25 protein-coding genes are annotated in these 26,435 nt (G+C 71.9%); 10 read left to right on the top strand and 15 right to left on the bottom strand.

Translation table 11 applies throughout. The annotated features are described in order from the left end of the window. Window positions 1-34 precede the first annotated feature (34 nt). From AWQ71_RS19895 to mfd, 3 genes are all read right to left on the bottom strand, one after another. Window positions 35-1,027 carry a nucleoside triphosphate pyrophosphohydrolase gene (locus tag AWQ71_RS19895; RefSeq protein ID WP_067135346.1) on the bottom strand — a complete coding sequence of 331 codons (993 nt, stop codon included), beginning with the start codon at window positions 1,025-1,027 and terminating at the stop codon, window positions 35-37. A gap of 18 nt (window positions 1,028-1,045) precedes the next feature. Then, window positions 1,046-1,654, bottom strand: coding sequence for a hypothetical protein (locus tag AWQ71_RS19890; protein ID WP_067135344.1), 609 nt, complete (start codon window positions 1,652-1,654; stop codon window positions 1,046-1,048). Window positions 1,655-1,730: 76 nt separating this feature from the next. Next, window positions 1,731-5,216: a transcription-repair coupling factor gene (gene mfd / locus AWQ71_RS19885; protein ID WP_067135586.1), complete on the bottom strand. Its 3,486-nt coding sequence runs from the start codon at window positions 5,214-5,216 to the stop codon at window positions 1,731-1,733. Between the two features lie 155 nt (window positions 5,217-5,371). Here mfd and AWQ71_RS19880 point away from each other — a divergent pair, with 155 nt between their 5' ends. After that, window positions 5,372-6,118 carry a class I SAM-dependent methyltransferase gene (locus AWQ71_RS19880; protein WP_067135343.1) on the top strand — a complete coding sequence of 249 codons (747 nt, stop codon included), beginning with the start codon at window positions 5,372-5,374 and terminating at the stop codon, window positions 6,116-6,118. 63 nt (window positions 6,119-6,181) lie between these two features. Here the strand turns inward: AWQ71_RS19880 and AWQ71_RS19875 are convergent, their stop codons facing one another. Together AWQ71_RS19875 and AWQ71_RS19870 are read right to left on the bottom strand one after the other, a co-directional pair. Further along, entirely contained in the window at window positions 6,182-7,405 is a 1,224-nt protein-coding gene (locus AWQ71_RS19875) for a hypothetical protein (protein WP_157570449.1), read from the bottom strand. Beyond that, entirely contained in the window at window positions 7,402-7,923 is a 522-nt protein-coding gene (locus AWQ71_RS19870; protein WP_067135584.1) for a SigE family RNA polymerase sigma factor, read from the bottom strand. The genes AWQ71_RS19875 and AWQ71_RS19870 overlap by 4 nt, the downstream gene beginning before the upstream one ends. Window positions 7,924-8,026: 103 nt before the next feature. On the opposite strand from AWQ71_RS19870, the gene cysC reads away from it, so the two are divergent. Both cysC and AWQ71_RS19860 read left to right on the top strand, forming a co-directional pair. Beyond that, window positions 8,027-9,253, top strand: coding sequence for an adenylyl-sulfate kinase (gene cysC / locus AWQ71_RS19865; RefSeq protein WP_067135341.1), 1,227 nt, complete (start codon window positions 8,027-8,029; stop codon window positions 9,251-9,253). Between the two features lie 36 nt (window positions 9,254-9,289). Next, a complete protein-coding gene (locus AWQ71_RS19860) occupies window positions 9,290-10,192 on the top strand; it encodes a sulfite exporter TauE/SafE family protein (RefSeq protein ID WP_067135340.1) in 903 nt (300 codons plus the stop codon). Here AWQ71_RS19860 and AWQ71_RS19855 read toward each other — a convergent pair. Next, window positions 10,164-11,204, bottom strand: coding sequence for a glycoside hydrolase family 26 protein (locus tag AWQ71_RS19855; protein WP_067135339.1), 1,041 nt, complete (start codon window positions 11,202-11,204; stop codon window positions 10,164-10,166). The genes AWQ71_RS19860 and AWQ71_RS19855 overlap by 29 nt on opposite strands. Before the next feature lie 276 nt (window positions 11,205-11,480). Next, window positions 11,481-11,657 carry a hypothetical protein gene (locus tag AWQ71_RS43910; protein WP_245658376.1) on the bottom strand — a complete coding sequence of 59 codons (177 nt, stop codon included), beginning with the start codon at window positions 11,655-11,657 and terminating at the stop codon, window positions 11,481-11,483. 57 nt (window positions 11,658-11,714) lie between these two features. Between AWQ71_RS43910 and AWQ71_RS19850 the strand changes: the two genes are divergently transcribed. Genes AWQ71_RS19850 through AWQ71_RS19825 form a run of 6 tightly spaced genes read left to right on the top strand, consistent with a single transcriptional unit; the run spans window position 11,715 to window position 17,939 of the window. Continuing rightward, the gene (locus AWQ71_RS19850) at window positions 11,715-12,611 is read left to right on the top strand and encodes a hypothetical protein (RefSeq protein WP_067135338.1); all 897 of its coding nucleotides are present in this window, start codon (window positions 11,715-11,717) and stop codon (window positions 12,609-12,611) included. After that, window positions 12,608-13,906 carry an O-antigen ligase family protein gene (locus AWQ71_RS19845; RefSeq protein WP_067135336.1) on the top strand — a complete coding sequence of 433 codons (1,299 nt, stop codon included), beginning with the start codon at window positions 12,608-12,610 and terminating at the stop codon, window positions 13,904-13,906. The genes AWQ71_RS19850 and AWQ71_RS19845 overlap by 4 nt, the downstream gene beginning before the upstream one ends. Next, window positions 13,899-14,858 (top strand): hypothetical protein, encoded by a 960-nt coding sequence (locus AWQ71_RS19840; RefSeq protein ID WP_067135335.1) that lies wholly within the window; start codon window positions 13,899-13,901, stop codon window positions 14,856-14,858. Before AWQ71_RS19845 ends, AWQ71_RS19840 begins: the two co-directional genes overlap by 8 nt. Beyond that, on the top strand, window positions 14,855-15,736 hold the full coding sequence (locus AWQ71_RS19835; RefSeq protein WP_067135334.1) for a sulfotransferase domain-containing protein: 882 nt from the start codon (window positions 14,855-14,857) through the stop codon (window positions 15,734-15,736). The genes AWQ71_RS19840 and AWQ71_RS19835 overlap by 4 nt, the downstream gene beginning before the upstream one ends. Next, window positions 15,733-17,019: a lipopolysaccharide biosynthesis protein gene (locus AWQ71_RS19830; RefSeq protein WP_067135333.1), complete on the top strand. Its 1,287-nt coding sequence runs from the start codon at window positions 15,733-15,735 to the stop codon at window positions 17,017-17,019. Before AWQ71_RS19835 ends, AWQ71_RS19830 begins: the two co-directional genes overlap by 4 nt. Then, a complete protein-coding gene (locus tag AWQ71_RS19825; protein ID WP_067135332.1) occupies window positions 17,016-17,939 on the top strand; it encodes a sulfotransferase in 924 nt (307 codons plus the stop codon). The genes AWQ71_RS19830 and AWQ71_RS19825 overlap by 4 nt, the downstream gene beginning before the upstream one ends. Here AWQ71_RS19825 and AWQ71_RS19820 read toward each other — a convergent pair. The 7 genes from AWQ71_RS19820 to AWQ71_RS19790 form a co-directional block, all read right to left on the bottom strand. Further along, window positions 17,887-18,747, bottom strand: a complete 861-nt coding sequence (locus AWQ71_RS19820; RefSeq protein WP_067135330.1) for a WecB/TagA/CpsF family glycosyltransferase — start codon at window positions 18,745-18,747, stop codon at window positions 17,887-17,889. The two genes, AWQ71_RS19825 and AWQ71_RS19820, sit on opposite strands and share 53 nt — an antisense overlap. Then, a complete protein-coding gene (locus AWQ71_RS19815) occupies window positions 18,747-19,664 on the bottom strand; it encodes a glycosyltransferase family 2 protein (RefSeq protein ID WP_067135328.1) in 918 nt (305 codons plus the stop codon). The genes AWQ71_RS19820 and AWQ71_RS19815 overlap by 1 nt, the downstream gene beginning before the upstream one ends. Next, window positions 19,661-20,614 (bottom strand): sulfotransferase, encoded by a 954-nt coding sequence (locus AWQ71_RS19810; protein ID WP_245658375.1) that lies wholly within the window; start codon window positions 20,612-20,614, stop codon window positions 19,661-19,663. The genes AWQ71_RS19815 and AWQ71_RS19810 overlap by 4 nt, the downstream gene beginning before the upstream one ends. Window positions 20,615-20,695: 81 nt before the next feature. Next, window positions 20,696-21,958, bottom strand: a complete 1,263-nt coding sequence (cysN, locus tag AWQ71_RS19805; protein WP_067135326.1) for a sulfate adenylyltransferase subunit CysN — start codon at window positions 21,956-21,958, stop codon at window positions 20,696-20,698. Further along, window positions 21,958-22,872, bottom strand: coding sequence for a sulfate adenylyltransferase subunit CysD (gene cysD / locus AWQ71_RS19800; RefSeq protein WP_067135324.1), 915 nt, complete (start codon window positions 22,870-22,872; stop codon window positions 21,958-21,960). The genes cysN and cysD overlap by 1 nt, the downstream gene beginning before the upstream one ends. Before the next feature lie 17 nt (window positions 22,873-22,889). Next, window positions 22,890-23,651, bottom strand: a complete 762-nt coding sequence (locus AWQ71_RS19795) for a 3'(2'),5'-bisphosphate nucleotidase CysQ (protein WP_067135322.1) — start codon at window positions 23,649-23,651, stop codon at window positions 22,890-22,892. Beyond that, window positions 23,652-25,091 carry a sugar transferase gene (locus AWQ71_RS19790; protein WP_067135580.1) on the bottom strand — a complete coding sequence of 480 codons (1,440 nt, stop codon included), beginning with the start codon at window positions 25,089-25,091 and terminating at the stop codon, window positions 23,652-23,654. A 199-nt stretch (window positions 25,092-25,290) separates the two neighbouring features. On the opposite strand from AWQ71_RS19790, the gene AWQ71_RS19785 reads away from it, so the two are divergent. Further along, window positions 25,291-25,824 (top strand): exonuclease, encoded by a 534-nt coding sequence (locus AWQ71_RS19785; RefSeq protein ID WP_245658373.1) that lies wholly within the window; start codon window positions 25,291-25,293, stop codon window positions 25,822-25,824. Here AWQ71_RS19785 and pth read toward each other — a convergent pair. Beyond that, on the bottom strand, window positions 25,808-26,410 hold the full coding sequence (gene pth, locus AWQ71_RS19780) for an aminoacyl-tRNA hydrolase (protein ID WP_067135318.1): 603 nt from the start codon (window positions 26,408-26,410) through the stop codon (window positions 25,808-25,810). The genes AWQ71_RS19785 and pth overlap by 17 nt on opposite strands. Between the last annotated feature and the right edge of the window lie 25 nt (window positions 26,411-26,435).

Here is a 26,435-nt window from a genome sequence, read left to right as displayed (position 1 = left end):
TCGCGGGCAGTTTGCCTCACGAGCCTATCGGCCCTTACTGCTCGGTACGGCGACCGCCCCGCTCGTCCCGCCGGTCGGCTTCCCACTGCTCCACCCTGGACCGGTACGCCCTGGCCGCCGCGCGCAACTCCGCCTCCGGGTCCAGGCCGCCCTCCGCGGCGAGCCGGACAAGATCGAACAACCGCGCGCCCAGCTCGGACGGCAGCCCCTCGGCCAGATCGGCCGGGACTCCGGCCCGCTCGGCGCGGCGCAGGAGCTGCGCGGCGAGCGAGAGCGCGGGCTGCCCCATCGGCACACCGGCCACCACCGACTCCCGCGTCCCCTTCGCCGCGCGTTCGGCGGCCTTGATGACCTCCCAGTTGTCGCTCACGTCCTCCGCGCCGGACACGCGCGTGTCCGCGAAGACGTGCGGGTGCCGGCGGACCAGCTTCTCGACGATGCCGGCCGCGACGTCGTCGATGTCGAAGCCGTCGTCGTCCGGCAGCCGCTCCTGGGCGACGCGGGAGTGGAACATCACCTGGAGCAGCAGGTCGCCCAGCTCCTCGCGCAGCGCCGCCCGGTCGCCCTCCTCGATCGTCTCCAGGACCTCGTACGACTCCTCGACGAGGTACGGCACCAACGACTCGTGCGTCTGCTCGCGATCCCACGGGCACTCGCGGCGCAGCCGGTCCATCACCCGGACGAGGTCGAGCAGCCGCGCTCCCGGCAGGTCGTACGAGCCGGGGAGCACCTCGATCACCGGCGGGTCGTCGAGGGCGAGCGCCGCGTGCCCGAGGGCCCGCATGAAGTCCTCCTCGCCGTCCTGCGCGGCCAGCCAGACGATCGTGTCCGTACGGGCGTCACGGGCGAGGGCGGCGGGGTCGGGGGTCACCGTCTCCACCGGGATGCCCGCCTCGGTGAGGAAGGGCAGGTAGGGGTGGTCGGCGGTGCCGGTGCGCACCGGGTGCCGGCCGAGCGCGGCCCACGCCTGCCCGGTCAGCAGCCCCGGGGCGACCCGGGGCGACGTCGTCAGGATGATCAGTGCCATGCCGTGGAGAGCACCGGCCTACTGGGCGGGGGCGGCCTCGACGGCGCCGAGGCGGTCGTCGGGGACGAATCCCTGCTGGAGGTCGAACTTGCCGTACCGCGGGCTGAAGGTGACCGGGACGGCCGCGTCGGCCTCCTGGGTGACCTTGACCAGCGCGGCCTGCATGCTCTGCTCGTCGTTGCCGGCGGCCACCTGGGTCATCAGCTTCTGCTGGGTGATCACCGTCCGGATGGTGTCGCGGCCCATGGAGCGCGGGATGCCGCCGGAAAGCAGCATCTCGTCCACCTTGGCCTGGCCGCCGCGCGCGGCGATGTAGCCGTCGATCTCGCTCTCGGGGACGGAGATGTTCTTGCGCTGGGCCAGCTCGGCGTACTGCCGCGCGTTGGCCGTGTAGTAAAGGATCACCTGCGGGGCCGACATCCCGAGCTGGAGCTGATCCTCCGACAGCTTGTGGGCGGCGAGGTCCTCCCGGAACTCGCGGACCTTCGCGTCCAGGTCGCTGGACGAGATGCGCTCCTTGCCGACGATGGCCGCGGCGCCGGCCTGAACGGGCCCGCAGGCGCTCAGGGCGAGACCCGCGACCGCCAGGCCCGCGGCGACGGTGATCCGCACACGATACGACTTCACGTTCCGATCCTCCTGAGGTTGGGATCCTCCCGGCGAGCGGGCCAGGGAATTGTGCCGATTTTCACAGATCCGCGGGTCACTGTACCCGCAGGGGCTCGAGGAACATGGCCTCGACCAGGTCCCCGCACCATTTGAGCAGGTCCAGGTCACGGAGCGGCTGCCCGCCGATGGGCTTGGTCTTGGGCACCGGCACCAGCAGGGTCTCCGTCGCCTGCTTGATGATCGACTTCGGATAGAGGCGCTGGAGCCGCACCTGCTGGGAGTCCCTCAGCACCACCGGGGCGAACCTGATCTGCTGGCCCTGCAGGGTCACGTCGGTGAGCCCGGCCTTGCGCGCCCGGATGCGGAAGCGCGCCACCTCCAGCAGGTTGTCGACCTCCCGCGGCGGCCGGCCGTACCGGTCGGTGAGCTCGTCGCGCACGGCGGCGATGTCGTCCTCCGAGCCGATCGCGGCGATCCGCTTGTACGCCTCCAGGCGCAGCCGCTCGGACGTCACGTACGCGTGCGGCACGTGCGCGTTGATCGGCAGCTCGACCTTGACGTCGGGACGCTCCTCCACCTGGGCCTCGCCGGAGAGCTTGGCCCGCTGCTCCTGCACGGCCTCGGACATCATCCGCACGTACAGGTCGAAGCCGACGCCCGCGATGAAGCCCGACTGCTCGGCGCCGAGGATGTTGCCCGCGCCGCGGATCTCCAGGTCCTTCATCGCGACGTACATGCCGGCGCCCATCTCGGTGTGCTGGGCGATCGTGGCCAGCCGCTCGTGGGCGGTCTCGGTCAGCGGCGCCTCCGGCGGGTAGAGGAAGTACGCGTACCCGCGCTCGCGACCCCGGCCGACGCGCCCGCGGAGCTGGTGGAGCTGCGACAGGCCGTAGTTGTCGGCCCGGTCCACGATCAGCGTGTTGGCGTTGGGCACGTCCAGCCCGGACTCGACGATCGTGGTGGAGACGAGGACGTCGAAGCTCCGCTCCCAGAAGTCCACCATGATCTTTTCGAGCTGCTGCTCGTTCATCTGGCCGTGCGCGACCGCGATGCGCGCCTCCGGGACCAGCTCGCGCAACCGCGCGGCGACCTTGTCGATGCTGCGCACCCGGTTGTGGACGAAGAACGTCTGCCCGTCGCGCATCAGCTCGCGCCGGATCGCCGCCGCGATCTGCTTCTCGTCGTACGGCCCGACGAAGGTCAGGATCGGGTGCCGCTCCTCGGGCGGGGTGAGGATCGTGGACATCTCGCGGATGCCGGTGAGGCCCATCTCCAGGGTGCGCGGGATCGGCGTCGCCGACATGGCGAGCACGTCGACCTGGGTGCGCATGTGCTTCATGGCCTCCTTGTGCTCGACGCCGAACCGCTGCTCCTCGTCCACGATGATCAGGCCGAGGTCCTTGAACCTGACCTCGGGCGAAAGCAGCCGGTGGGTGCCGATCACGACGTCGACCCCGCCGGCCCTGAGCCCTTCGAGGGCCTCCTTGACCTCCGCGTCGGTCTGGAACCGGGAGACCGGCCGCACGGTGACGGGGAAGCTGGCGAAACGCTCGCCGAAGGTGGACAGGTGCTGCTGGACGAGCAGCGTCGTCGGGACCAGCACCGCCACCTGCTTGCCGTCCTGCACCGCCTTGAACGCCGCGCGCACCGCGATCTCGGTCTTGCCGTAGCCGACGTCGCCGCAGATCAGCCGGTCCATCGGGACCGCGCGCTCCATGTCGCGCTTGACCTCGTCGATCGCCTCAAGCTGGTCGCCGGTCTCCGCGTACGGGAAGGCGTCCTCCATCTCGCGCTGCCAGGGGCTGTCGGGGGCGAAGGCGTGGCCGGGCGAGGCCATGCGGGCCGAGTAGAGGCGGATCAGCTCGCCCGCGATCTCCTTGACGGCCTTCCTGGCCTTGGTCTTGGCCTTGGCCCAGTCGGCGCCGCCCATGCGGTTGAGCGTGGGCGCCTCGCCGCCGACGTACCGCGTGACCTCGTCGAGCTGGTCGGTCGGGACGTAGAGGCGGTCGCCCTTGGCGTACTCGATCACGAGGTATTCGCGGGTGGCGCCCTGGATGGTCCGCTGGACCATCTCGATGTAGCGGCCCACGCCGTGCTGCTCGTGCACGACGTGGTCGCCGACCTTGAGCTGGAGCGGGTCCACCATGTTGCGGCGGCGCGACGGCAGCCGCCGCATGTCCTTGGTCGACGCCTTCTGGCCGACCAGGTCGAGGTGGGTCAGCACGGCCACCTCGTCGGTCACGAAACCGTGCTCGACGCGGCCGGTCGTGACCTGGACGAGGTCGCGAACGGGCGGGGCGTCCAAGGAGGGCACCAGGCGGGCCGGGACGTCCACGCCCTTGAGCAGCTCGACCATGCGCTCGGCCGGGCCGTGTCCCTCGCTGAGGAGCACCACGGCCTTGCCACCGCCCAGCCAGCCCTTGATGTCACCCAGCGCGCGCTGGGTGTCGCCGCGGTACGCCTCGACGTCCTGTGCGCCGACCACCGAGCCCTCGCCGAAGGGGGCGATGCTCCACCACGGCTGGCCCAGCTCCCGGGCGTGCTCGTGGATCTCCTCCAGCGTCCGGAACGCCGCGGCCGCGAGGTCGATCGGCGCCTCGCCACCCGCCGCGGCGGTGACCCAGGACGCCTCCAGGAACTCCTGGCTGGTGTGGACCAGCTCGACGGCCCGGCCCCGGATGCGCTCGGGGTCGCAGACGAACACAGCCGACCTGACCGGCATGTGGTCGATCAGGAGGTCCATGCCGCCGGCGAGCACCGGGGCGAGCGCCTCCATGCCCTCGACCGGCGTCCCCTCGGCGAGCTGGTCGAGGACGTCCTTCAGCGCCGGGTGCTCGTCGGCCAGCTCGCGGGCACGGGCGCGTACGTCGGGGGTGAGGAGCAGCTCGCGGCACGGCGGGGCGAACAGGCCGTCCTGGGCCGCCTCCAGCGAACGCTGGTCGGCCACCCGGAACCAGCGGATCTCCTCGATCGTGTCGCCCCAGAATTCGAGCCGGAGCGGGTGCTCCTCGGTGGGCGGGAAGACGTCGAGGAGACCGCCGCGCACGGCCACCTCGCCGCGCTTCTCGACCATGTCCACGCGGTGGTAGCCGTTCTCCACGAGCTGGGTCACGACGTCGTCCAGCTCGGCCTCGTCGCCGGAGCGCAGCCGTACGGGCGCGAGGTCGCCGAGGCCGGACACGATCGGCTGCAGCAGGGACCGCACCGGCGCCACGACGACGCGCAACGGCCCCGCCGTCGGGTCGCCCGGCACCGGGTGGGCCAGACGGCGCAGTACGGCGAGGCGCTGGCCGACGGTGTCGCTGCGCGGCGAGAGCCGCTCGTGCGGCAGTGTCTCCCAGGCGGGGAACACGGCCACCGAGGTCTCGTCGAGCAGACTCGTCAGCCCGGCGGCCAGGTCCTCGGCCTCGCGCGCGGTGGCCGTCACGGCGAGCACCGGCCGGGCGCGCGCGAGCGTCGCGACGGCGAACGGCCGCAGCGCGGCGGGCGCGATCAGATCGGCGCCGTGGTCGGACTGGTCGAGCGCCGCCACAAGGGTCGGTTCTGCGGCGACCAGGTCGAGCAAGCCGGAAAGTGACATGAAGAGCCCCACGATGGCACGGGTCGAACCCCCGGTCGATGCGAGCCGGGGGGCACGTGCTCAAGGCTACGCCCGCCCGCCGGCGCGCCCGGACAAACCGCTGGCCGCACCCCGGGTGCGCGACGCTCTGAACAGGATTGATTACTATCTGTGACATGACCGATGTTCGTCCGCCTTCGGCCGACCACGACGACGTTTTCAGCAAGAAGATCCGCGAGCAGTGGACCGAGCAGCTCGGTCGCCGGCTCGACATCCTCGTCGGCGGCTGCGGCCGCGCCAGCACGTCGATCTTCGGCGACGGCGACATGGAGCGGTTCGGCTCGCGCGTCACCGGCATCGACGAGGAGCTCCCGACGCTGCGGGCCCACGCCAGCGCGCGCAAGGATCTGGACTCCTGGACGCTGGGTGACCTGCGGCACGCGACGATCGCCGCGCGCTCCTACGACGTGATCTTCGTGGACTTCCTGCTCGAACGCATCCGCAACGCCGAGCTCGTGCTGGACCGCATGGCCGGGGGGCTGCGTCCCGGCGGCCTGATGCTGATCCGGCTGCGGGACCGCAGCTCCGCGTACGGCTTCTGCGACCGCATGGCGCCCGGATGGCTGCGCCGGATGCTGTGGAAGGGCTTCGTCCCCGCCGAGACCGTCGGCCCGCTGCCCGCCGTGTACGAGCCGGTCAGCTCGCGCGAGGGGATCCAGGCGTACTGCCTGATGCGGGGCCTGATGATCACAGAGGACTACGCGAGGACGAGCGGGGCGGCGCGCCGCGGCCCGCGCGCGGGCCTGGTCGAGACGGTCTGCCGGATGGTGGACCGGCTCTCCGGCGGCCGCCTGCCGGCGGGCCACGACGAGGTCACCCTGGTCGTGCGCAAGCCGCAGAACCACTTCGCCCGCCTGATCTGACCGATCCCGTCGCGGCCCGCTCCGCCCGGAACGCGCTCACCGGCGCAGCTCACCGGGGCGGGCTCACCTGAGGGTGAACAGGGGCTCCCACGATCGGGTCCGCGGCGGGGTGGCACCGAGCGACACGGTCTCCTTGCCGTCGACGGTCACCAGCACCAGCCCGTTGGCGAACTCGTTCCCGCACGAGCCCGCGCAGCCGAGCGCGATGAGATGGTCGTCGTCGGCCCAGGCCAGCAGTTGCAACACCTGCTGGCGTCCGACGACCTTGCCCGTCGCGCGTTCGGTCACCCTGGTCGGCAGCCCGTCCCTTCCGGCCAGCAGCATGCCGTCGGGCGAGACACCGGCCTTGGACTCCGTCACCACGTAGTCGGACGGGGCGGCGTGCGGGGTCCCGTTGAGGTCGTAGAAGACCTTGTGCCGCGGGGAGAGGTCCCATTCGTAGATCAGCATGCCGTCGTCGCTCCACCCGAAGTCGCGGCGCGGGTTCGAGTTGTCGACGAAGTCGAGGGCCATCGGGTGGAACTCCCCGGCGGTGGCGGTGGCCACGTCGATCACGTAGAAGCCGGTCCTGGAGCTCTCGATCACGCGCTGACCGGCGCCGTCCGGGACCGCCTCCTCGTCCGGGTGCCGCGTGTAGGCGGTGGCCACAAGGCTCTTACCGTCGGGCGACCAGGCGACTCCGCCGACGGGCCTGTCCATCGGGATCCAGGCCCGGACCTGGCGCGTCTCCATGTCGAAGACGCCGATCCTCCTTACGGGGAGACCCTTCTCCAGCACCGCCGCGTAGCGCAGTCCGGGTGAGACGTCGAGGAATCCCCACTCCGTCTCGTCATAGGTGGCGGTCACCGGATCGAGCAGGTACCACGTCCGCTCGCGCACCCGCAGGTCCGGACCCGACTTCCGCCACTCGCCGGTCCAGTACGCCGAGACCGCCCACCGCCCGGCGGCGATCATCTTCCGCGGCGGGGAGTCACGGGTGTCCGTGAGCACGCTGCCGGCGCTCGTCCTGCCCGTCGTCACCTTGTCGGGCGGCTCGTGAACCGGCGCCAGCCGGATCACCTCGTCCCATGGCTGTACGGCCACCGGCCCCGCCTGCCCGGCCGGGCCCAGCCGCGAGACCGCCAGCGTGACCGCCAGGACGATGATCCCGGTGGCGACGGCGGGGACCAGGAACACTCCGAGTCGACGTCGCCTGCTCCTCCGCAGCGCGCGGTCGGCCAGATCCCCTGGAACATGCGCCTCCCCCGCCCATTCCTCCAGGGCCTCCTTGAGCACTCGGGACGTCATGACCTCACCTCACTTACGGAAAGACGGAAATCGGCGAGCTCCGGCGCGACGCCGCGCAGGCGGGCGAGCGAGCGGTGCGCGGTGCTCCGCACGGTGCCGACCGAGCAGCCCAGGATCCGCGCCACCTCGGCCTCGGGCAGGTCCTCGAGATAGCGCAGGACCAGGACCGCCCGCTGCCGGCGCGTGAGCCGGGCGAGCGCGTGGCGCAGGGCGATCCGCAGCTCCGCCGGATGGATGTCGTCCGCTCCCGGCCTGTCCGGCGGCTCGGCGACGATCGTCTCCCGCCGTCTCCGGTCCGCCCGCCACCAACTGATCCGCTGCCGGTACATGATCTGGCGGACGTACGCCCCGGGATCGTCGATGCGACTCCACTTGGCGAGCGCCTTGACCAGGGCGGTCTGCACCAGATCCTCCGCGGAGTGCTGATCTCCTCCGGTCAGGAGGAAGCCCAGTCTCATGAGCGCCGGGGACGACTCCGACACGAACTCGCGGAAACGTCGCTCGTCTGCGGCGTCCACGACCACCTCCAAGGGTTAATGTCACCTTCTTGGACGCCGCGCCGGGGGCTGCGCTATGCCCCGACCGCGGGTTAAGGTAGGTATCCAACTAATTCGATCGGAAATGGAAGCTATGACGGAGTGGACCCCCGACGCGCGTGAGCTCGCCGACCTGGAACTGCTGCTCTCGGGGGCGTACGCGCCGCTGGACGGCTTCCTCCCGGCCGCCGACGTGGCCGAGGTCATCGCACGCGGGCGGCTCACCGACGGCACCCCGTGGCCCGACCCGATCACCATCGCCCTCCCCGACGACATCCCGGTGGGCGAGCGGGTCACGCTCCGGGACCCCGAGGGCGCGGCCATCGCCGTCATGACGGTGCGCGAGCGGGACGGCCACCACGCCGCCGGGCCGGTCGAGGCGCTCGACGCCCCCGCGTACGGGCCGTTCGCCCGGCTCCGCCGTACGCCCGAGGACGTCCGCAAGGAGCTGCCGGACGGCGAGGTCCTCGCGGTCACCATGCGGGGCCCGCTCGACGCCGCCACGATCGACGACGTCACCGCCACCGCCCAGGAGCTGGACGCCGCCGTGCTGCTGCTCCCGCTCGTGTTCGGCGAGGGCGGCCCGGCCGTGGTCCGCGCGGCGCTCAAGGCGTCCGCGGCGCTGCCCGGCTCGACCGTGGTCGCGGTGCCGCTCGCGCCGCGCGAGGACGCCGAGATCGACCTGGAGCTGCGCGAGCACGTGGCACGGAACTACGGCGCGACCGAGCACTACGCGGGTCCCGCGCCGGTCGTCATCCCGGGGCCGCCGCACCGCCGCGGCCTCGTGGTGTTCTTCACCGGCCTCTCCGGCTCCGGCAAGTCGACCATCGCCCGGGGGCTGCGCGACGCCCTGCTGGAGCGGGGCGGCCGCACCGTCACCTACCTGGACGGCGACGTCGTCCGCCGGCTCCTGTCCGCCGGGCTGACGTTCTCGCGCGAGGACCGCGACCACAACATCCGGCGGATCGGCTTCGTCGCCGCCGAGGTGGCCCGGCACGGCGGCATCGCCGTCTGCGCCCCCATCGCGCCGTACGCGGCCACCCGGGACGAGGTGCGCGCGATGGCCGAGGAGGTGGGCGCCGACTTCCTGCTCGTCCACGTCTCCACGCCGCTGGAGGAGTGCGAGCGCCGCGACCGCAAGGGCCTGTACGCCAAGGCCCGGGCCGGGCTGATCCCCGAGTTCACCGGCGTCTCCGACCCGTACGAGGAGCCGGACGACGCCGATCTGACCCTGAACACCACCGGCATGCCGGTGGAGCGCGCGATATCGGCCGTGCTGAACCTGCTGACGTCCGGAGGCTGGGTGCGGTGATCGTTCACGACGGGAACGAGGAGCGGTGAGGGACGCATGGAGATCGATCCAGCGCTGGTGGCGGGCTCGTTCCTGGTAGCGATCATCGTCGGCCTGACCGGCATGGGCGGCGGCGCCCTGATGACGCCGATGATGATGCTCTTCTTCAACGTGCCGCCGCTCGCGGCGGTCTCCAGCGACCTCGTCGCCTCGGCGGTCATGAAGCCCGTGGGCGGCCTGGTCCACCTGCGCAACGGCACGGTGAACCTGCGCATGGTGGGCTGGCTCTGCCTGGGCTCGGTGCCCATGGCGTTCGCGGGGGTGTTCGCCGCCCGGTTGTTCGGCGAGGGCGAGCAGATGCAGCAGTCCGTCAAGTACGCGCTGGGCGTGGCCCTGCTGCTCGCGCTCACCGGCCTGCTGGCGAAGTCGTTCCTGGGCCTGCGCCAGGAGGTGGGCGCGCGCTCCGCGCACGATGTCGTCGTGCGCCCAATACCGACTGTACTGATCGGTATGATCGGCGGCCTGATCGTGGGGGTGACCTCGGTCGGATCCGGCTCCCTCATCGTCGTCGCGCTGGTGATGGTCTATCCGACCCTGCGCGCCAACCAGCTCGTCGGGACGGACCTCGTCCAGGCGGTCCCCCTCGTCGCCTCCGCGGCCACGGGCCACATCCTCTTCGGCGACTTCAAGCTCGATCTCACCGCGTCGCTGCTGCTCGGGTCGATCCCCGGCGTCTATCTCGGGTCGCGGATCTCGGCGTGGGCGCCGGACCAGGTGATCCGGCTGGCGCTGGCCGTCGTGCTGCTCGCCTCGTCGCTCAAGCTCCTCGGCGTGGGCAACGTCCCCCTGCTGGTCGTCGTCGCCTGCTTCGGCGTCGCCGCCGCCCTCGGCTGGCGGGCGGCCAAGGCGCGGGCCGTACGGGACCGGCCGGTCAGCGCGTGGGAACCTGCGTCCCGCTGAAGTACGGGCCGCCGGCCAGGCTGGAGAAGGCCCGGTCGGCCGCGGAGGTGGCGTCGAAGCGCGTGTCGCCGCGCGGCGCGGCCGGCGAGTCGAAGTAGACCAGCGCCTTGATCTGCGGGAAGTCGTTGATCTGCCGCGCGACCGAGGCGAAGAACTGCGGCTTGAACTGCGGCATGGCCGGCCGCTCGAAGGCCCCCCACTCGGAGAGCATGATCGGCTTACCGGGGAAGCGTGACTGGATCCAGCGGTAGAACCCCGGCCACTGGGGGTGGTCGGGCCGGGTCTTGTTGACCAGGCTGGCGAAATCGTGGACCCGCTCGTCGGCGTACGGGTCGAGCCCGATCCAGTCCACCACGTCGTCGCCCGGGTAGAGCTTGTCGAACCACGGCTTGGTGGCCCAGTTGGGCGCGCCCATGTACGTCATCACGGTGACCGCGTTGGTCACCCCCCTGCCGCGCAGCCGGGTGACGACGTGGCGGTACATCGCCACGTAGTCCTCGGCGGAGTAGCCGCCGTCCAGCCGCACGTCGTTCTCCGGTTCATGGTGAATGGTGAGGAAGAACCGGCCGGGGAAGGTCCGCTTGATGTACGCCGCGAGGACGTCGATGCGGTGGTCGACCGCGCCGCTCGCGACCTCGGCCCAGCTCGCGGTCATGGACGGCTTCCAGTTGATCAGGAGCAGCCGCCGCCCTTTGGCGAGCTCCCGCTCGGCCGGCGTGGGGAACAGCTCGCCGTCCCGGTGGTAGACGTGCACGATGTCGGCGCGGCGCCCCATCCGCCGCTCGGCGCGCAGGGTGGCCTCGTCCACCCGCCGCCCGGTGAAGATCTCGGGTGCGATACCCCACCACGCACCACAGGTCGGGATGAGCTTCGCGGTGACCGTGCAGGACATCGCCTCGCGGGTGCCGATCCTGTTGTCGGGGCCGGTCCGCGCGCCCGCCACAGGGGCGCCCGGCGCGGGCGAGCATCCCGCCAGCAGTACCGCAAGTCCGATCAGCGCTGTTCGCCGCACCTTTCCCCCTTCACTGGAACGGCCTTGGGGGCCACCTTGCCATTACTCGAGGGAAGATCGAGGGGAACTTTGTGATATCGCACCATCGGACATTTCGCATTAATGATCGCCATTGCGCTGCAATTCGGCGGAAGAAAATCTTTCAATATCCGATGGGGAAAAGCACAACCCCGCCTATAGTTCGGGGACATGGTGAGATCTTCTTTTCCACCGCCGCACACCAGGGATCTCGCCGACTACGGTTCGGTTCTCCGCCGCCGTCGGCTGCTCGTCGCGTCATGCCTGTTCACGGGCGTCGCGGGCGCCGTCGGGCTGCTGGTCGTGACACCCAAGCAATTCGCGGCGATCGCCCAGGTACAGGTCTTCCCGACCGGCGTTCAGGATCAGGTCAACCAGGTGACCTCGCGGCAGCGTGAACCACTCAACCTTGATACCGAGGCACAAATCGCCCACTCTGCGACAGTTGCCGCCAAAGCCGCTGAAATTTTGAAAAAGACGGATTCGGAGGAATTGCGGAAGCAGGTCGTCGTGGACGTGCCGCCCAATTCCGCGATCCTCTCCATCTGGTTCACCGCCGACGACCCCGTCTCGGCCGCCGCCGGCGCCCAGGCGTTCGCCGAGGCGTACCTCCAGAACCGCACGCTGTCGGCCACGCGCACCCTGGCCGTGCAGATGAAGGCGCTGACCACCCAGCTGCACCAGGTGGACGACGAACTCGGCAAGGCCGCGGAGAACGTCGCCACGCTCCCCCACGGCACCGCGGCGCGCGTGGTCGCCGAGCACCAGCAGTCCGTGCTCGGCAAGCAGGTCTACAGCCTCAGCCTCAAGTACGACGCGCTCAAGACCATCGCGATCACCCCGGGATCGGTGATCAGCCAGGCCCTTCCCCCGTCGTCCCCCAGCGCCCCGAGCGCCCCGCTGTACCTCGGCAGCGGCCTCTTCCTCGGCCTGCTCGCCGGGACGGGCGCCGCGTTCGCCCGCGACCGCCTCGACACCCGGCTGCGCGCCCCCGCCGACGTCGAGCGCCTCACCACGCTCCCGTTGCTCGCCGACATCCCGCTGCGCGCCGATCCCGGGGCCTTCCGCTCGCTCGCGGCCGGCGTGGTCTCCTCCCTCGGCGAGGGCTACCACCGCCTGCTGGTCGCCGAACTCGGCACGGTCGCCGGGGCGCCGGTCGCCGAACGCCTCGGCGCCGCGCTCTCCCACCTGGCGCCGGTCGCCGTGGTCACCGACCCCGCCGACCGGCCCGACGCGGCCGTCCTGCTCCTCGGCCTGCGCCGGACGACCTCGACCGAGGTCGCCCAGACCGTACGGCGGCTGGCCAGGCAGGGCACGACCGTGCTCGGGGCGGTCACCGTGCCGCCCACCCTGCCCATGACGTCGCGCTCCATGAGGCAGAACGCATGAAACCGGCGGTGTGGCCGATCGCCGCCCTGCTCGCCGGCTATCCGATCTGGTGGGCGCTCGGCCTGGGCGGGCTGTCGATCGTCGTGGTCGCGGTGCCGATGGCCGTGGTGCTGTGGCGCAGACGCCCGATCAAGGTGCCGATGGGCATGGGCCTGTGGTTCCTGCTGCTGGCCGGATACGCGATCAGCGCGGTCACCCTGGCCGCGAACCCGCCCGGCACGTACGGCGACCTGTCCACCGGCCGGATCCTCGGCTACCTGATGCGCCTGGCCATCTACGTCGCGCTCGCCATCACCGTGCTCTATCTGGGCAACCTCACCCTCGACGAGCTGCCCCAGCTCACCCTGGTCCGGCTGCTCGGCGTGCTCTTCATCACCACCGTGGCCGGCGGGCTGCTCGGGGTGTTCGCCCCCGGCTTCCAGTTCACCGCCCCCGTCGAGCTGCTGCTGCCCGACTGGATCGGCGGGAACTCCTTCGTCAAGAACCTGATCCATCCGACCGCCGGCCAGGTGCAGCACGTGCTGGGGCACGCCTCCCCCCGGCCCGAGGCGCCGTTCGAGTGGGCCAACGCCTGGGGCAGCAACATCTCGGTGCTGCTCGTCTGGTTCGTGGTCGGCTGGTGGACGTACGGCGGGCGATGGCGGCGGGTGGCCGTCGCCGTGCTGCTGCCGCTGGCCGCGATCCCCATCGTCTACTCGCTGAACCGCGGCCTGTGGATCGGGCTCGCGCTGTCGGCCGCCTACCTCGCCTTCCGCTGGCGGCCCCTCGTCGTCGGTGTGGCCGTCGCCCTGGCCGGCGGGGCGCTGCTGCTGTCCCCGCTCGGCGCGATCGTGGGGCAGCGGCTGGACAACCCGCACAGCAACGACATCCGGGCCTTCACCATGGCGTCCACCGTCCGCGCCGCCGCCACCTCCCCCGTGATCGGCTACGGCAACACCCGCAACGCGTACGGCAACTACTCCACGATCACCACGGGCAAGACCGCGTGGTGCCCGACCTGCGGCCACCCGCCGCTCGGCAGCGACGGCCAGCTCTGGCTCACGCTCATCACGCAGGGCCTGACCGGCGCGGCGCTGTACGTCGCGTTCTTCCTCGGCGCCATCCGGCGCTACTGGAGCGACAAGTCCCCGATCGGGCAGGCGGGCACACTCGTCATGTTCCTCGTGCTCTTCTACATGTTCGTCTACGACGGCCTGGTCAGCGCGCTGAGTCTCTACCTGATCTCGTTCGCGCTGCTGTGGCGCAACGCGGCCCAGTGGCAGGCGCCGCGGAGGGCGAGGCGGGCGCATGAGTGACGCCGAGACCCGGCTGCGCTACCTCCACGAGGTCATCGGCCTGCTCTACCCGCCGTCCGCGACCACGACCGAGCGGACGGTCCTGCCGCACCGGCTGGTCCCCCGGCGGCTCGTCCCGCGTACGCGCTGGCACGCCGTCCTCGGGCGCGGCGGGCGGGTGCCGGTGCCCGACGGCCCCGACACGATCGAGACGTACCTGGGCGAGGTGTTCGGCCACCCGATCCGCGCCGTGCTGCGGGTACGGCCCGCCCGCCGGGCCAACCGGAAGCCGATCCTCTCCGCCCACGCCTCGACGGACCGGACGACACGCGAGCCGCTCGGCTTCGTCAAGATCGGCGACTCCGAGCGGGCCCGCGCGCTGATCCGGCACGAGAGCGCCACCCTGCGCATGCTCGCCGACCGCCCGTTGAAGACCATCGCGGTGCCGGTCGTGCTGCACCACGGCCTCTGGCACGGCATGGACGTGCTGGTCCTCTCGCCGCTGCCGGTCACGTCGGCGGCGGCGCCGCCCGCCCTGCTCGCCGCGGCCGTCGCCGAGATCGCCTCACTCGGCGACGACGCCCCGCCCGGGGGCGCGCCGCTCCCTCCGGGCGGCCACGCCTGGCACGGCGACTTCGCCCCCTGGAACGTCTCCCCGGCCACCGACGGGCGGCTCCTCGTCTGGGACTGGGAACGGTTCGGCACCGGCGTGCCTCTCGGCTTCGACGCGCTCCACCACTTCCTGCACCGGACCCTGCGGCGGATGGGGCCGGTGAACGCCACCCGCGCCTGCCTGGCCCGGGCCGTCCCCCTCCTCGCGCCGTTCGGGCTCTCGGCGGCTGAGGCCCGGCGCACCGCGGCGTGCTACCTGATCACCCTCGCCGACCGGCACGACCGAGACGGCCACGAACCGCTCGGCCCGGCATCGACCTGGCTCAACCCACTCGTCGACTACCTGGAGCCCCTGCTGTGAAGTCCACCCTCAAGCGCTCGGCGCACGCCGTCTCCTTGACCACGGGCAGACTCACCGTGGGAGGCAGGATGCTGCCCTCGTTCCTGATCATCGGCGCGCAGCGGTGCGGCACCACCTCGCTGTACCGCGCGCTCTCCCGGCATCCGCTGATCCTCAAGCCCGTGCTGCACAAGGGCGTCCACTACTTCGACATGGCGTACGAGAAGGGCCTGAGCTGGTATCAGGCGCACTTTCCCCGCAAGGCGGCCGCCCGGCGGCTGGAGCGCCGGCACGGCCACCAGGCCCAGGCGTTCGAGTCCTCGCCGTACTACCTGTTCCACCCGCTCGCCCCCGCGCGGATCGCCTGGGACCTGCCGGGGGCCAAGCTGATCGTGCTGGTCAGAGACCCGGTGGAGCGCGCCTACTCCGCCTACGCCCATGAGCTGGCCAGGGGCTTCGAGACCGAGCCGTCCTTCGAGCGCGCCCTGGAGCTGGAGGAGGAGCGCCTCGCCGGTGAGGCCCACCGCCTGCGCGTCTCGCCCAACTCGGCCAGCCACAGCCACCGGCACCACGCCTACGTCACGCGCGGCCGGTACGCCGAGCAGCTCGCCCGCCTCGAACTGCTCGTCGGACGCGACCAGGTGCTCGTCCTGGACAGCGGGAGGTTCTTCCGCGACCCCCGCCCCGTCTACGACCGGGCCGTCGACTTCCTCGGCCTCCCCCGGATGGGCGACCCCGTCTTCGACCGGCACAACGCCCGGCCGCGCGCCGCCGACATGCCCGAGTCCGTACGGCGCCGCCTGTCCGAGCACTTCGCCCCCTGGGACGCCCTGCTCACCCCCTGGCTGGGCGCCGAGCCGTCCTGGCACTCGGGCGTCCGGGAGGCGGATCTCCGGTGACCCGGCGGCGGGATCTGCCGCTCGCCCGCAAGAGCGCGGCCGGGCTGTTGTGCGCCGCCACGGGCGCGGCGGCGCAGTTCCTGGTCGTCCTGGTGGTGACCCGGTCCCTCTCGCCCGCGCACGCCGGGGCGTTCTTCGCCGCCACGGCGCTGTGCCTGATGCTGGCCGGGATCATCCGCCTGGACACCGGCAACGGGCTCGTCTACGTCCTGGCCCGGGCGTCCCGCGATCCGGCGCCGGGCGGCCGGCCGGTGCTGCTGGTCGCGCTCGCCCCCGTCGCGGTGCTCTCGCTCCTCGCCGCCGTGGCCGTCGCCGTCTTCGGCGGCGCGCTCGCCCCGCTCACCGGCGTCCCGGCGGGCGTGTGGCCGGTGCTCGCGGCGACGCTGCCCGCGGTCGCCGTCGCCGACGTCCTGATCGCGGCCACGCGCGGGCTCGGCTCCATGCGGCCCACCCTGTTCCTGACCGGGGTCGCCCAGCCGCTCGGCCAGGTCGCACTGCTGTCCGGCGGGCTGCTCGCCGGGGCGCCCGTCCCCGTGCTGACCGCCGCGTGGGCGCTGCCCGCCCTTCCGGTCGGCGCGATCGCCGCCCGCTGGCTCAAGGGCCGCACCTCCACCGTCCGGTGGGACCGCTTCTGGCGGTACACCGCGCCCCGTTCCGCGGCGGCCGCGCTCCAGGCGGTGTTCCAGCGGCTCGACATCGTGATCGTCGCCGCGCTCGCCGGCCCCGCGCCCGCCGCCGTCTACACCGCGGCCACCCGGTTCAAGGTGGTCGGCCAGCTCGCCGGACAGGGGCTCGCCCAGGCCGTACAGCCGGGGCTGGTCCGGGCCCTCGCCCACGGGGATCTGGCCCGGGCCAGACAGCTCTACCAGACGGCGACGATGTGGCTGGTCATGGTCACCTGGCCGGTCTGGCTGGGCTACGCGGCCCTCGCGCCGTGGCTGCTGCGGATCTTCGGCGCGTCGTACGCCCGGGGAACCTCCGTGGCGCTCGTCCTCTCCGCCACCATGATGATCGCCAGTGCGTGCGGCATGGTCGACGTGATGCTGATCGCCTCGGGGCACACCACGGCGAGCCTGGTCAACACCGCCTGCGCGGTCGCCGCGACCGTCGTCCTCGACGTGCTCCTCGTTCCCGGGCACGGCGCCCTGGGAGCCGTCCTGGGCTGGTCCGGCGGCGTTCTGGTGAAGAACCTGCTGCCGCTCGCCCAGATCTCGCTCCGCTACGGGCTGCGTCCCTTCGGGCGGCACAGTCTCGCCGCCTTCAGTCTGAGGATGGCCGCGTGAGCGGGGACGGCCCACCGCTGCTGGTGACCGGGCTGCCGCGCAGCGGCACGAGCTGGGCCGGGAAGATGCTCGCGGCGAGCGGCCGCCTCGTCTACGTCAACGAGCCGCTCAACCCGGAGCACCCGCCGGGACGCTGCCCCGGCGTGCTGAACGCCTCCGTGACGCATCGCTTCCAGTACATCTGCCCCGACGACGAGGAGCCCTGGCTGACGGCGTTCTCGCGCACCGTCGCGCTGCGCTACGGCCACCTCGCCGAGCTCCGGCGCAACCGCCGCCCACGCGACCTCGCCCGCATGGCCAAGTACGGCACGGCCTTCCGGCTCGGCCGGCTGCTGCGACGGCGCGCCCTCCTGGACGACCCGTTCGCGCTCTTCTCCGCCGCCTGGTTCTCCCGGCGGCTCGGCTGCCGGGTCGTCATCATGGTCCGGGATCCGGTGGCGTTCGTCGGGAGCTGGCAGCGGCTCGGCTGGACGGTCTACTTCCACGAACTGCTCGAACAGCCGCTGCTCGTCCGCGACCACCCCTGCGTCGAGGAGCTGCGCCCGCTCGTCGGCTCGCAGGACCGCATCGCCAAGGCGGCGGCCCTGTGGCGGGTGGCCCGCCGGGTCACGGCCGACCTCGCTGCCGCCGACCCCGGCATCCGGGTCGTCGGTTACGAGGCGCTCGCCTCCGAGCCACTGGAGGGATTCCGCGACCTATACGCCTGGTGCGGTCTCCCCTGGACGCCGCGCGCGGCCCACCGAATCGGCGCCGCCTGTACGGCTCCCGCCGCGGCCCCCGCGTCCGGGTTCGCCTGGAACGGCCTGTCCAGGACGGCGTTCCGCCCCATGGACTCACGGGCGGCCGTGTCGAGCTACCGCGAGCGGCTCACCCCCGACGAGGTGTCCCGGATCCGGGAGCTGACGTCGGCGCCAGTCTGACCGCCCGTCTGACCGCCCGTCTGACCGCGCACCCGGCGAGCAGCCGCAGCGCGAACGGCACGTCGTGCACGAGGTAGCGGCGCGCCAACCGGCCCGGCTCGGACAACAGCCGGAACAGCCACTCCAGACCCGCGCCGCGCATCCACTCCGGCGCACGCCGTACGGCGCCGGCCGCGAAGACGACGGCGGACCCGCAGCCGACGAACCACGCGCCGGGCAGATCTGCGCGCAGCACCTCGATCAGCCGGTCCTGCTTGGGGAAACCCAGCCCGACGAAGACGAGCCCGGGCGCCGCGGCGCGCAGGGCGTCCCGGATCGCGGCCACGCCTCCCGGGGCCGACTCGAACCCGTACGGCGGGGCCTGGGTCCCGGCGACGACGAGGCGCGGGCAGCGCGCCCGCAGCGCCACCGCCGCCCCCTCGGCCGCTCCGGGCGGGCCGCCCAGCAGGTAGACGGGGACGCCGTGCCGGGCCGCCGCCTCGGACAGCGCCCAGATCAGGTCGGCGCCGGTCACCCGCTCCGGAAGCGGCGTGCCGAGCAGCCGGGACGCCCACACCAGCGGCATGCCGTCCGCGACGGCGAGGTCCGCCCGCCCGACCAGGGCGCGCAGCTCCGGGTCGCGCGCGGCCAGCCGGCAGATGTCCACGTTCGGAGTGAGCACGTGGCCGCCCCTGCCGTGGCGCAGCTCCGCGAACACTCGCGCCACGACCTCGTGCTCGGTGAGCGGATCCAGCTCCACCGCGGCGACGCGTACGCGCTGCCGGGACGGCGGCGTGACCCGGCCCGGCTGTTCCAGCCTCGTCCGCATCAGATGCCCCGGCCGCGCGTGTGCAGCAGGCCGAGCACGGCCCGCGCGGGCACGAGACCGGTGGCCACCGCGAGCGCCACGGCGGCGCGCGGCTCGCGGCGATGGGCCGAGAACGCCTTCCAGGCCCACCGGCCGGCGGCCCTGCGGCGGCCGAGCGCGGCGTGGTGGAACGCCATCTGGCCGTAGATGCGGGCCGCGCCGCGCGGGTCCGTCTCCAGGTCGGCGTGCCGGGCGAGCATCCACTCCAGCCCGGCGATCCGATCCGCCCATCTGGCGACATATCCGGACCCGCCCCAGCGCACCCGGACCAACGGCCGGTCGACGTGCACGATCGGATGCCGGGCCGCCGCCCGCAACGCCAGATCCCAGTCCTCGTTCTGCCCGCCGGGAGCGCCCTCGTCGGCCCGATAACCCGCCGACGCGCGGAAGAGGAACGTCGAGGAGTGCACCATCACCATCCGCGACCTGGCCAGATCGGCCCGGGTGACCCGCTCGGCGCCCGCCTGCCGGGGAACCAGGCGGGAGCCGTACGCGACCTCGATCGAGCAGCTCGCGAAGTCGGCCTCCGGCTCGCCCTCCAGCGCCGCCACCTGGGCCGCGAGCTTGCCGGGCAGCCACCGGTCGTCGTCGTCGCAGAACGCCACCAGATCGGTGTCCAGCTCGTCGATCCCGGTGTTGCGGGCGCCGGGCAAACCGGGAGCGCGCCGGTTCGCGACCACCCGGACGCTCCCCCGGGTCGCCGCCACCACGTCGGCGATCTGCTCCGCCGGGCCCAGCACGCCGCCGCCACCGTCGACCACCACGACCACCCGGACCCGCCGGTCGTACTCCTGGTCGAGCACGCCCGCCACCGCGGCCGCGAGCAGTTCGGGCCGCTCGCCGCGCGTCGGGATCACGACGCCGACGGACGGCTTCATGCCCCGGCCTCCGCCCGCGACGCCACGCGATAGCCGTAGCGCAGCAGGAGCGGCCAGGTGAGCGCGGTGACCAGCAGCCGGCGACCGAGCGGCAGCGTGACCCTGCGCTCGCTGAACGGCACCCGCCCCACCGCGAACCGCATCGGGTTGCCGGACACGGTGTGCGCGACGCCGAGCAGCGCCTCGCCGTCCCCGAGGAACGGCAGCGCGCCTGACGGCACCCGCAGCGCCGCGGTCAGGTCGCGCAGCGTCTCGGCCGGACGCCGCAACAGGTCCTCGTACCGGACCCGGACGACCGGCACGCCCCGGCGGCGCAGCAGCTCGAAGGCGAGATTCTGCGCGAGCCAGTGGACGGCCGTGCGCCCCGGCGCCCACCGGGTCATCGGGCGGCCGTCCTCCGGCCGCGTCACGTCGCTGCGCCACGACGCCGCCACCGCGCGCGGATCGCGCACGACGTGGACGACCCGCAGCCGCGGCCGTGTCTCCGGCGCCGCGGCCAGGCAGTACGCCAAGGAGGCGTGCTTGCTGGAGTCGATCATCCAACGGCCGTCGGCCACCTCGGCGGCCGCGGCGTAGACCGCCGTGTAGGCCGACACGTACGCGCGCAGCTCGGCCGCCCGGCGACCGCTCCCGGAGGCCGGGAAGCCACGGAGAGCCAGCGACGGGACCCGGCGGGTGCGGTCCACCCGGGCCCGCAGCCGGAGCACGCGGTCGGCCTCACCCGCACTCCAGTGCCCGAACGCCAGATCACCCACCTTGCCCCAGAAGGGACAGCGGGAGAAGGGCTCGCCGCACCCGCACGGCTCGTCGGCGTGGACGCCACGCGCCCAGAGATGGACGAGCTCCCCGAGCGGCACGGCCCCGGGGAACTCGCCCAACAGCCGCTCCAGCAACGTGGTGCCGCTGCGGCCAAGCCCTCCCACGAAGATCACCGGCTGCGCGTCTGTCACGATCCCCCTCCACCACGTGGATACGGAACGTGACGACCCTAGCGCTTTGGGTATTTATCCGTTCACGGAACGGCGAAGGATCTACCGGGCGTCGACGATCATGCCCGCGCCGACCGTGCCATTCGTGGCCTCGTCGATGAGGATGAAGCCGCCGGTGAGCCGGTTACGCGCGTAGTCGTCCACGAACAGCGGCTGGGTGACGCGCAGGGACACCCGGCCGATCTCGTTGAGGCCGAGCGCCGTCGCCGACTCGTCCCGGTGCAGTGTGTTGACGTCAAGCCGGTACTGCAGGTCGCGCACCAGGGCCCGCGCCGTACGCGTCGTGTGCTTGATGACCAGCTTGGACCGGGGCTGCAGCTTCGTGGTGTCGGCCATCCAGCACACCATCGCCTCGATCTCCTGGGCGGCGGCCGGCTGGTTGTTCGGCCGGCAGATCAGGTCGCCGCGCGAGATGTCGATGTCGTCCTCCAGCCGGAGGGTGACCGACATGGGCGGGAACGCCTCCTCCACCGGCCCGTCGAACGTGTCGATCGCCGAGATCCGGGTGGACAGCCCCGACGGCAGGTGGGTGACTTCGTCGCCCGGCTTCAGCACGCCGCCGGCCACCTGGCCGGCGTATCCGCGGTAGTCGTGCAGCTCCTGGCTGGTCGCGTTGTGCGGCCGGATGACGTACTGCACGGGGAAACGCACGTCCACCAGGTTCCGGTCGGAGGCGATGTGCACGTTCTCCAGGTGGTGCAGCAGCGAGGACCCCTGGTACCACGGCATGTTCTCCGAGCGGGAGACCACGTTGTCGCCATGCAGCGCCGAGATCGGGATGAACGTGAGGTCCGCCGCGTTCAGCTTGGACGCGAAGGAGGTGAACTCCTCACGGATCTCCTCGAACCGCTCCTCGGCGTAGTCGACCAGGTCCATCTTGTTCACAGCGAGGACCAGGTGCGGCACCCGCAGCAGCGTCGTCAGGAACGCGTGCCGCCGCGACTGCTCCAGCACGCCCTTGCGCGCGTCGATCAGGATGATCGCCAGGTCGGCGGTGGATGCGCCGGTCACCATGTTCCGGGTGTACTGGATGTGCCCGGGGGTGTCGGCGATGATGAACTTCCGCTTCGGCGTCGCGAAGTAGCGGTACGCGACGTCGATCGTGATGCCCTGCTCCCGCTCGGCGCGCAGGCCGTCGGTGAGCAGCGACAGGTCCGTGTACTCGGTGCCGCGGTCGCGCGAGGTCCGCTCGACCGCCTCCAACTGGTCCTCGAAGATCGCCTTGGAGTCGAACAGCAGCCGCCCGATCAGCGTGGACTTGCCGTCGTCGACCGAACCCGCGGTGGCGAAACGAAGGATGTCCATTAGAAGTAGCCTTCCTTCTTGCGGTCCTCCATCGCGGCCTCCGATGCCCGGTCGTCGGCGCGCGTCGCGCCGCGCTCGGTGAGCCGCGTCACCGCGATCTCCTCGATGATCTGCTCGACCGTCACGGCGTTCGACGCCACGGCGCCGGTGCACGTCATGTCACCGACCGTGCGGTACCGGACGGTGGCCTCGAACAGCGGCTCGTCGTCGTCGCGCCGCACCACCTCGTGGTCCGGGAGCAGCATGCCGTCCCGCTCGAACACGCTGCGGGTGTGCGCGAAGTAGATGGACGGGATCTCGATCCCCTCGCGCCGGATGTAGTCCCAGATGTCCAGCTCGGTCCAGTTCGACAGCGGGAACACCCGGATGTGCTCCCCCTTGCGGATCTTCGAGTTGTACAGGTTCCACAGCTCGGGGCGCTGGTTCTTCGGGTCCCACTGGCCGAAGTCGTCACGGAAGGAGAAGACCCGCTCCTTCGCGCGGGCCTTCTCCTCGTCACGCCGGGCGCCGCCGAACACGGCGTCGAACTCGTGTTCCTCGATGGCGTCGAGCAGGGTGGTGGTCTGCAACCGGTTGCGCGAGGCGCGCCGCCCGGTCTCCTCGGCCACCCGCCCGGCGTCGATCGACGCCTGCACGCTGGCCACCACGAGCCGGGCGTTCAGCTCGACGGCGCGCCGGTCGCGGAACTCGATGACCTCCGAGAAGTTGTGCCCGGTGTCCACGTGCATGAGAGGGAACGGGATCGGCGCCGGCCAGAACGCCTTCTCGGCGACGCGGAGCATCACGATGGAGTCCTTGCCACCGGAGAAGAGCAGACAGGGGCGCTCGAATTCTGCCGCGACCTCACGCATGATGTGGATCGCCTCGGCCTCCAGGACGTCGAGCTGCGACGTCGTGTAGTCGCGCTGAAGCATAGGGATTCCTTCGACGGCTAGCGGTGCAGGTCACGGATGCCGGCGAGCAACGTTGGCGCCACATCCGATAGGGAGACCAGGATATCTGGCAGGAAGGGGTCCGCTTGGTTGTACACGAGCGGCGAGCCGTCAATCCGGCTCGCGTGCGCCCCGGCCGCCAGCGCGACCGCGACCGGCGCGGCCGAGTCCCATTCGTACTGACCGCCCGCGTGGACGTACGCCTCGACCTCGCCCGTCAGCACCGCCGCGATCTTGGCTCCGGCCGAGCCGATCGGCACCAGTTCGGCGCCCAGCTCGTGCGCCAGCTTCGCCACGAACTCCGGCGGCCGGGTCCGGCTGACCGCGATGCGGAAGCGCCCCCGCCGGTCCGGCAGTGTGGGCGGCTCGGCGGTGGTGAGCGTCCGGCCCTGCGCCGGCAGCGCCACCGCGCCCGCCGTCAGCGCGCCGCGCTCCCACAGCGCCACGTGGACGGCCCAGTCGGAGCGGCCCTCCTCGGCGAACTCACGGGTGCCGTCCAGGGGATCGACGATCCACACCCGCTCGGCCGAGAGCCTCCGGGGGTCCAGCCGCTCCTCGCGCGTGGCCTCCTCCGACAGGACGGCGTCGTCCGGTCGCAGCCGCCGCAGCGCCTCCATCAGATAGTCGTGCGCCCCGCGGTCTCCCGCGTCCTTCAACGCCTTCGGATCGGCGAAACCCCGCTCGGCGCGCAGCCGCAGCAGCAGTTCACCCGCCTCCGACGCCAGCTCGCCCGCCAGGTTGTGGTCGTCCCGCATCGCCATTCAGTAAGCTCCCGCCCCGCGTATCACGGCCGACCACGTCTTCCACAAGATCTGCAGATCCAGCATGAGAGACCAGCTCTCGACGTAACGCAGGTCAAGCCGCACCGATTCCTCCCACGACAGGTCCGATCGCCCGTTCACCTGCCACAGGCCCGTCATGCCCGGGCGGACCACGAGCCGCCTGCGGACGTCGTCACGGTACCGCGCGACCTCCTCCGGCAACGGCGGTCGCGGCCCCACGAGCGACATGTGTCCCTTAACAACGTTGATCAACTGGGGCAGCTCGTCAAGAGAGCGGCGGCGCAGCCAACTCCCCATCGGCGTGACCCGCGGGTCCTGACGGATCTTGAACAGCACCCCGCCCGCGTCGCTGACCAGATCGACCTTGCGCGCCTCCGCGTCCTGCCACATCGTGCGGAACTTCAGGATGGTGAACTCGACGCCGTCCTTGCCGACCCGCGTCTGGCGGAACAGCGCCGGCCCCGGGCTCGTCACGCGTACGGCGACCGCGACGGCGATCAGCAGCGGGGACAGCACGACGAGCGCCGTCCCCGCCACCACCCGGTCGAAGACGTTCTTGATGAGCTGCCGGATTCCGGCCAGTTCCGGATGTTCCACGTGAAGCAATGGCAGCCCGGCCACCGGACGGATCGTGGTGCGCGGGCCCGCCACCTCCATCAGCGCGGGCGCGACCACGAGATCGGTCCGGCTGCGCTCCAGCCGCCACGCCAGCCGCCGCAGCGCCGTGCCGTCCAGCTCGGGGCAGGCCAGCACCGCCACCGTGTCCGCCTCCGCCTGCTCCACCACCAGCGGGACGTCGGTGAAGTCGCCGAGCACCGGCACGCCCTCCACCTCGCCGAACGCGTCGTACGGCACGCAGGCCGCGACGATCTCCATCCCGTGGTAGCGCTCGCGCCGGAATCGCCGGGTCAGGTCGGTGATCGCGGCCCGGTGGCCGACGGCCACGACCCTGCGCATGCAGCCGCCCCTCGCCCAACGGCGATGCAGCCTGCGCCGCAGCACGTACCGGGCGCAGAGGGTGAGCACCGTCATCGTGGGCAGGGCGAGCACCACATAGCCGCGGGCCACATCGGTCTTCGTCACGTACGCGGCGATCGCGACGGCGGCGATCAGCGTGAAGCCCGACTGGGCGATGCGGCGGAACTCCTCCGACCCCACCCCGATCAGGCGCGGCTCGTACGCCCGGTTTATGCCGACCGAGCACATCCACAACAGCGGCAGTAGCCCGCTCATCACGACATAGGGGGTGACGTACGGAGTAACCTCGCCGAACCGGGCCGCCATCGCGGCGGTCCCGGCGAGGAGGGCGCAGCCGACGTCGAGGAGGGCCGCGTGGAACCGGTACCGCAGGGCCCATCTCGGCGGCCGCGGGACGGGAGAGGCCGACGACCTCCCCGGCGCGTTACCCGGCGCGCCCACGGCCGCCGCCAGCTCGCCCTCCTGCACGCCTCGCCCCCACCGTGATCAGTCCGTCACCGAACGCATACCTAGAGTGACGGAATGCTATCGGCCGTATGGCCACGCTTGAGGAGAATCCGTGAAAGCCGAAACGTATATATCCGTCGATATCGAAGCTGACGGCCCCATTCCCGGCCCGTATTCAATGGTGAGTTTCGGCATGACGGTCGCCGGACGGATGAAGGGGAGGACGTTCGAGAGGTGCGCGCCGGACGCGGCGACGTTCTACGCCGAACTGCGCCCGATCAGCGACGAGTACGACCCCGCCGCCCTCGCCGTGAGCGGCCTCGACCGCGACGTGCTGCTCCGGGAGGGCCGGCTCCCGGCCGAGGCGATGAACGCCGCCGCCGCCTGGATCGCCGAGGTCTGCGGGAACACGCTGCCCGTCCTGGCCGCGTTCCCGCTCTCCTACGACTGGATGTGGATTTACTGGTATTTCATGAAATTCACCGGGCAATCGCCGTTCGGGCATTCCCGGTGCATCGACATCAAGACGCTCTACGCCGCCAAAGCCGGCGTCCCCGTCGCCTGGTCCACAAAGCGGCAGATGCCCCGCGAGGTGCGATCGACCCGCCGGCACACCCACCACGCCCTCGACGACGCCATGGAGCAGGCCGAGCTCTTCCAGAACCTCATGCTCTGGCGCGGCGGCGAGCGCTCCGCCGCCGCGCACCCCGTCACCGAGGAGGCTTGACCGGGTTCAGATCGGCCGCGTGGAACGCGTTCTGCGTGGCCTCCAGCCCCGCCCTGACCAGCGACTCCACCATGTCCGCCGCCCGGTCCACCAGGAACGGCAGATCCTTGCGCTCCACCGTCGCGAAGTCCTTCAGCACGAACGCCGCAGCATCCATCCGCCCCGGAGGCCGGCCGATGCCGAACCTGATCCGCAGGTAGTCACGCGTCGCCAGCGACTTTGTGATCGACTTCAGGCCGTTGTGCCCGTTGTCGCCGCCGCCCAGCTTCGCCCGCAGGGCGCCGTACGGGATGTCCAGCTCGTCATGGACCACGACCACGTGCGCCGGGGTCACCTTGTAGAAGTCGGCCAGCGCCTTCACCGGGCCGCCGGACAGGTTCATGAACGACAGCGGCTTCGCCAGCACCGCGGGCGCCCCCGCCAGCCGCCCCTCGACGATCTCCGCGCGCGACCTGTGCACCTTGAACCGGCCACCGGCCCGCGCGGCCAGCTCGTCCAGCACCATGAAACCCGCGTTGTGCCGGTTCCCGGCGTAATCCGGCCCCGGGTTGCCCAGGCCGACGACCAGCCAGCGCTGATCCTCCATCACCGTCTCCTTATATGGAGAAGTC

The organism is Microtetraspora malaysiensis, from assembly GCF_001528665.1.
Lineage (GTDB): Bacteria > Actinomycetota > Actinomycetes > Streptosporangiales > Streptosporangiaceae > Microtetraspora_A > Microtetraspora_A malaysiensis.
This window is presented reverse-complemented; position numbering and strand designations above follow the sequence as displayed.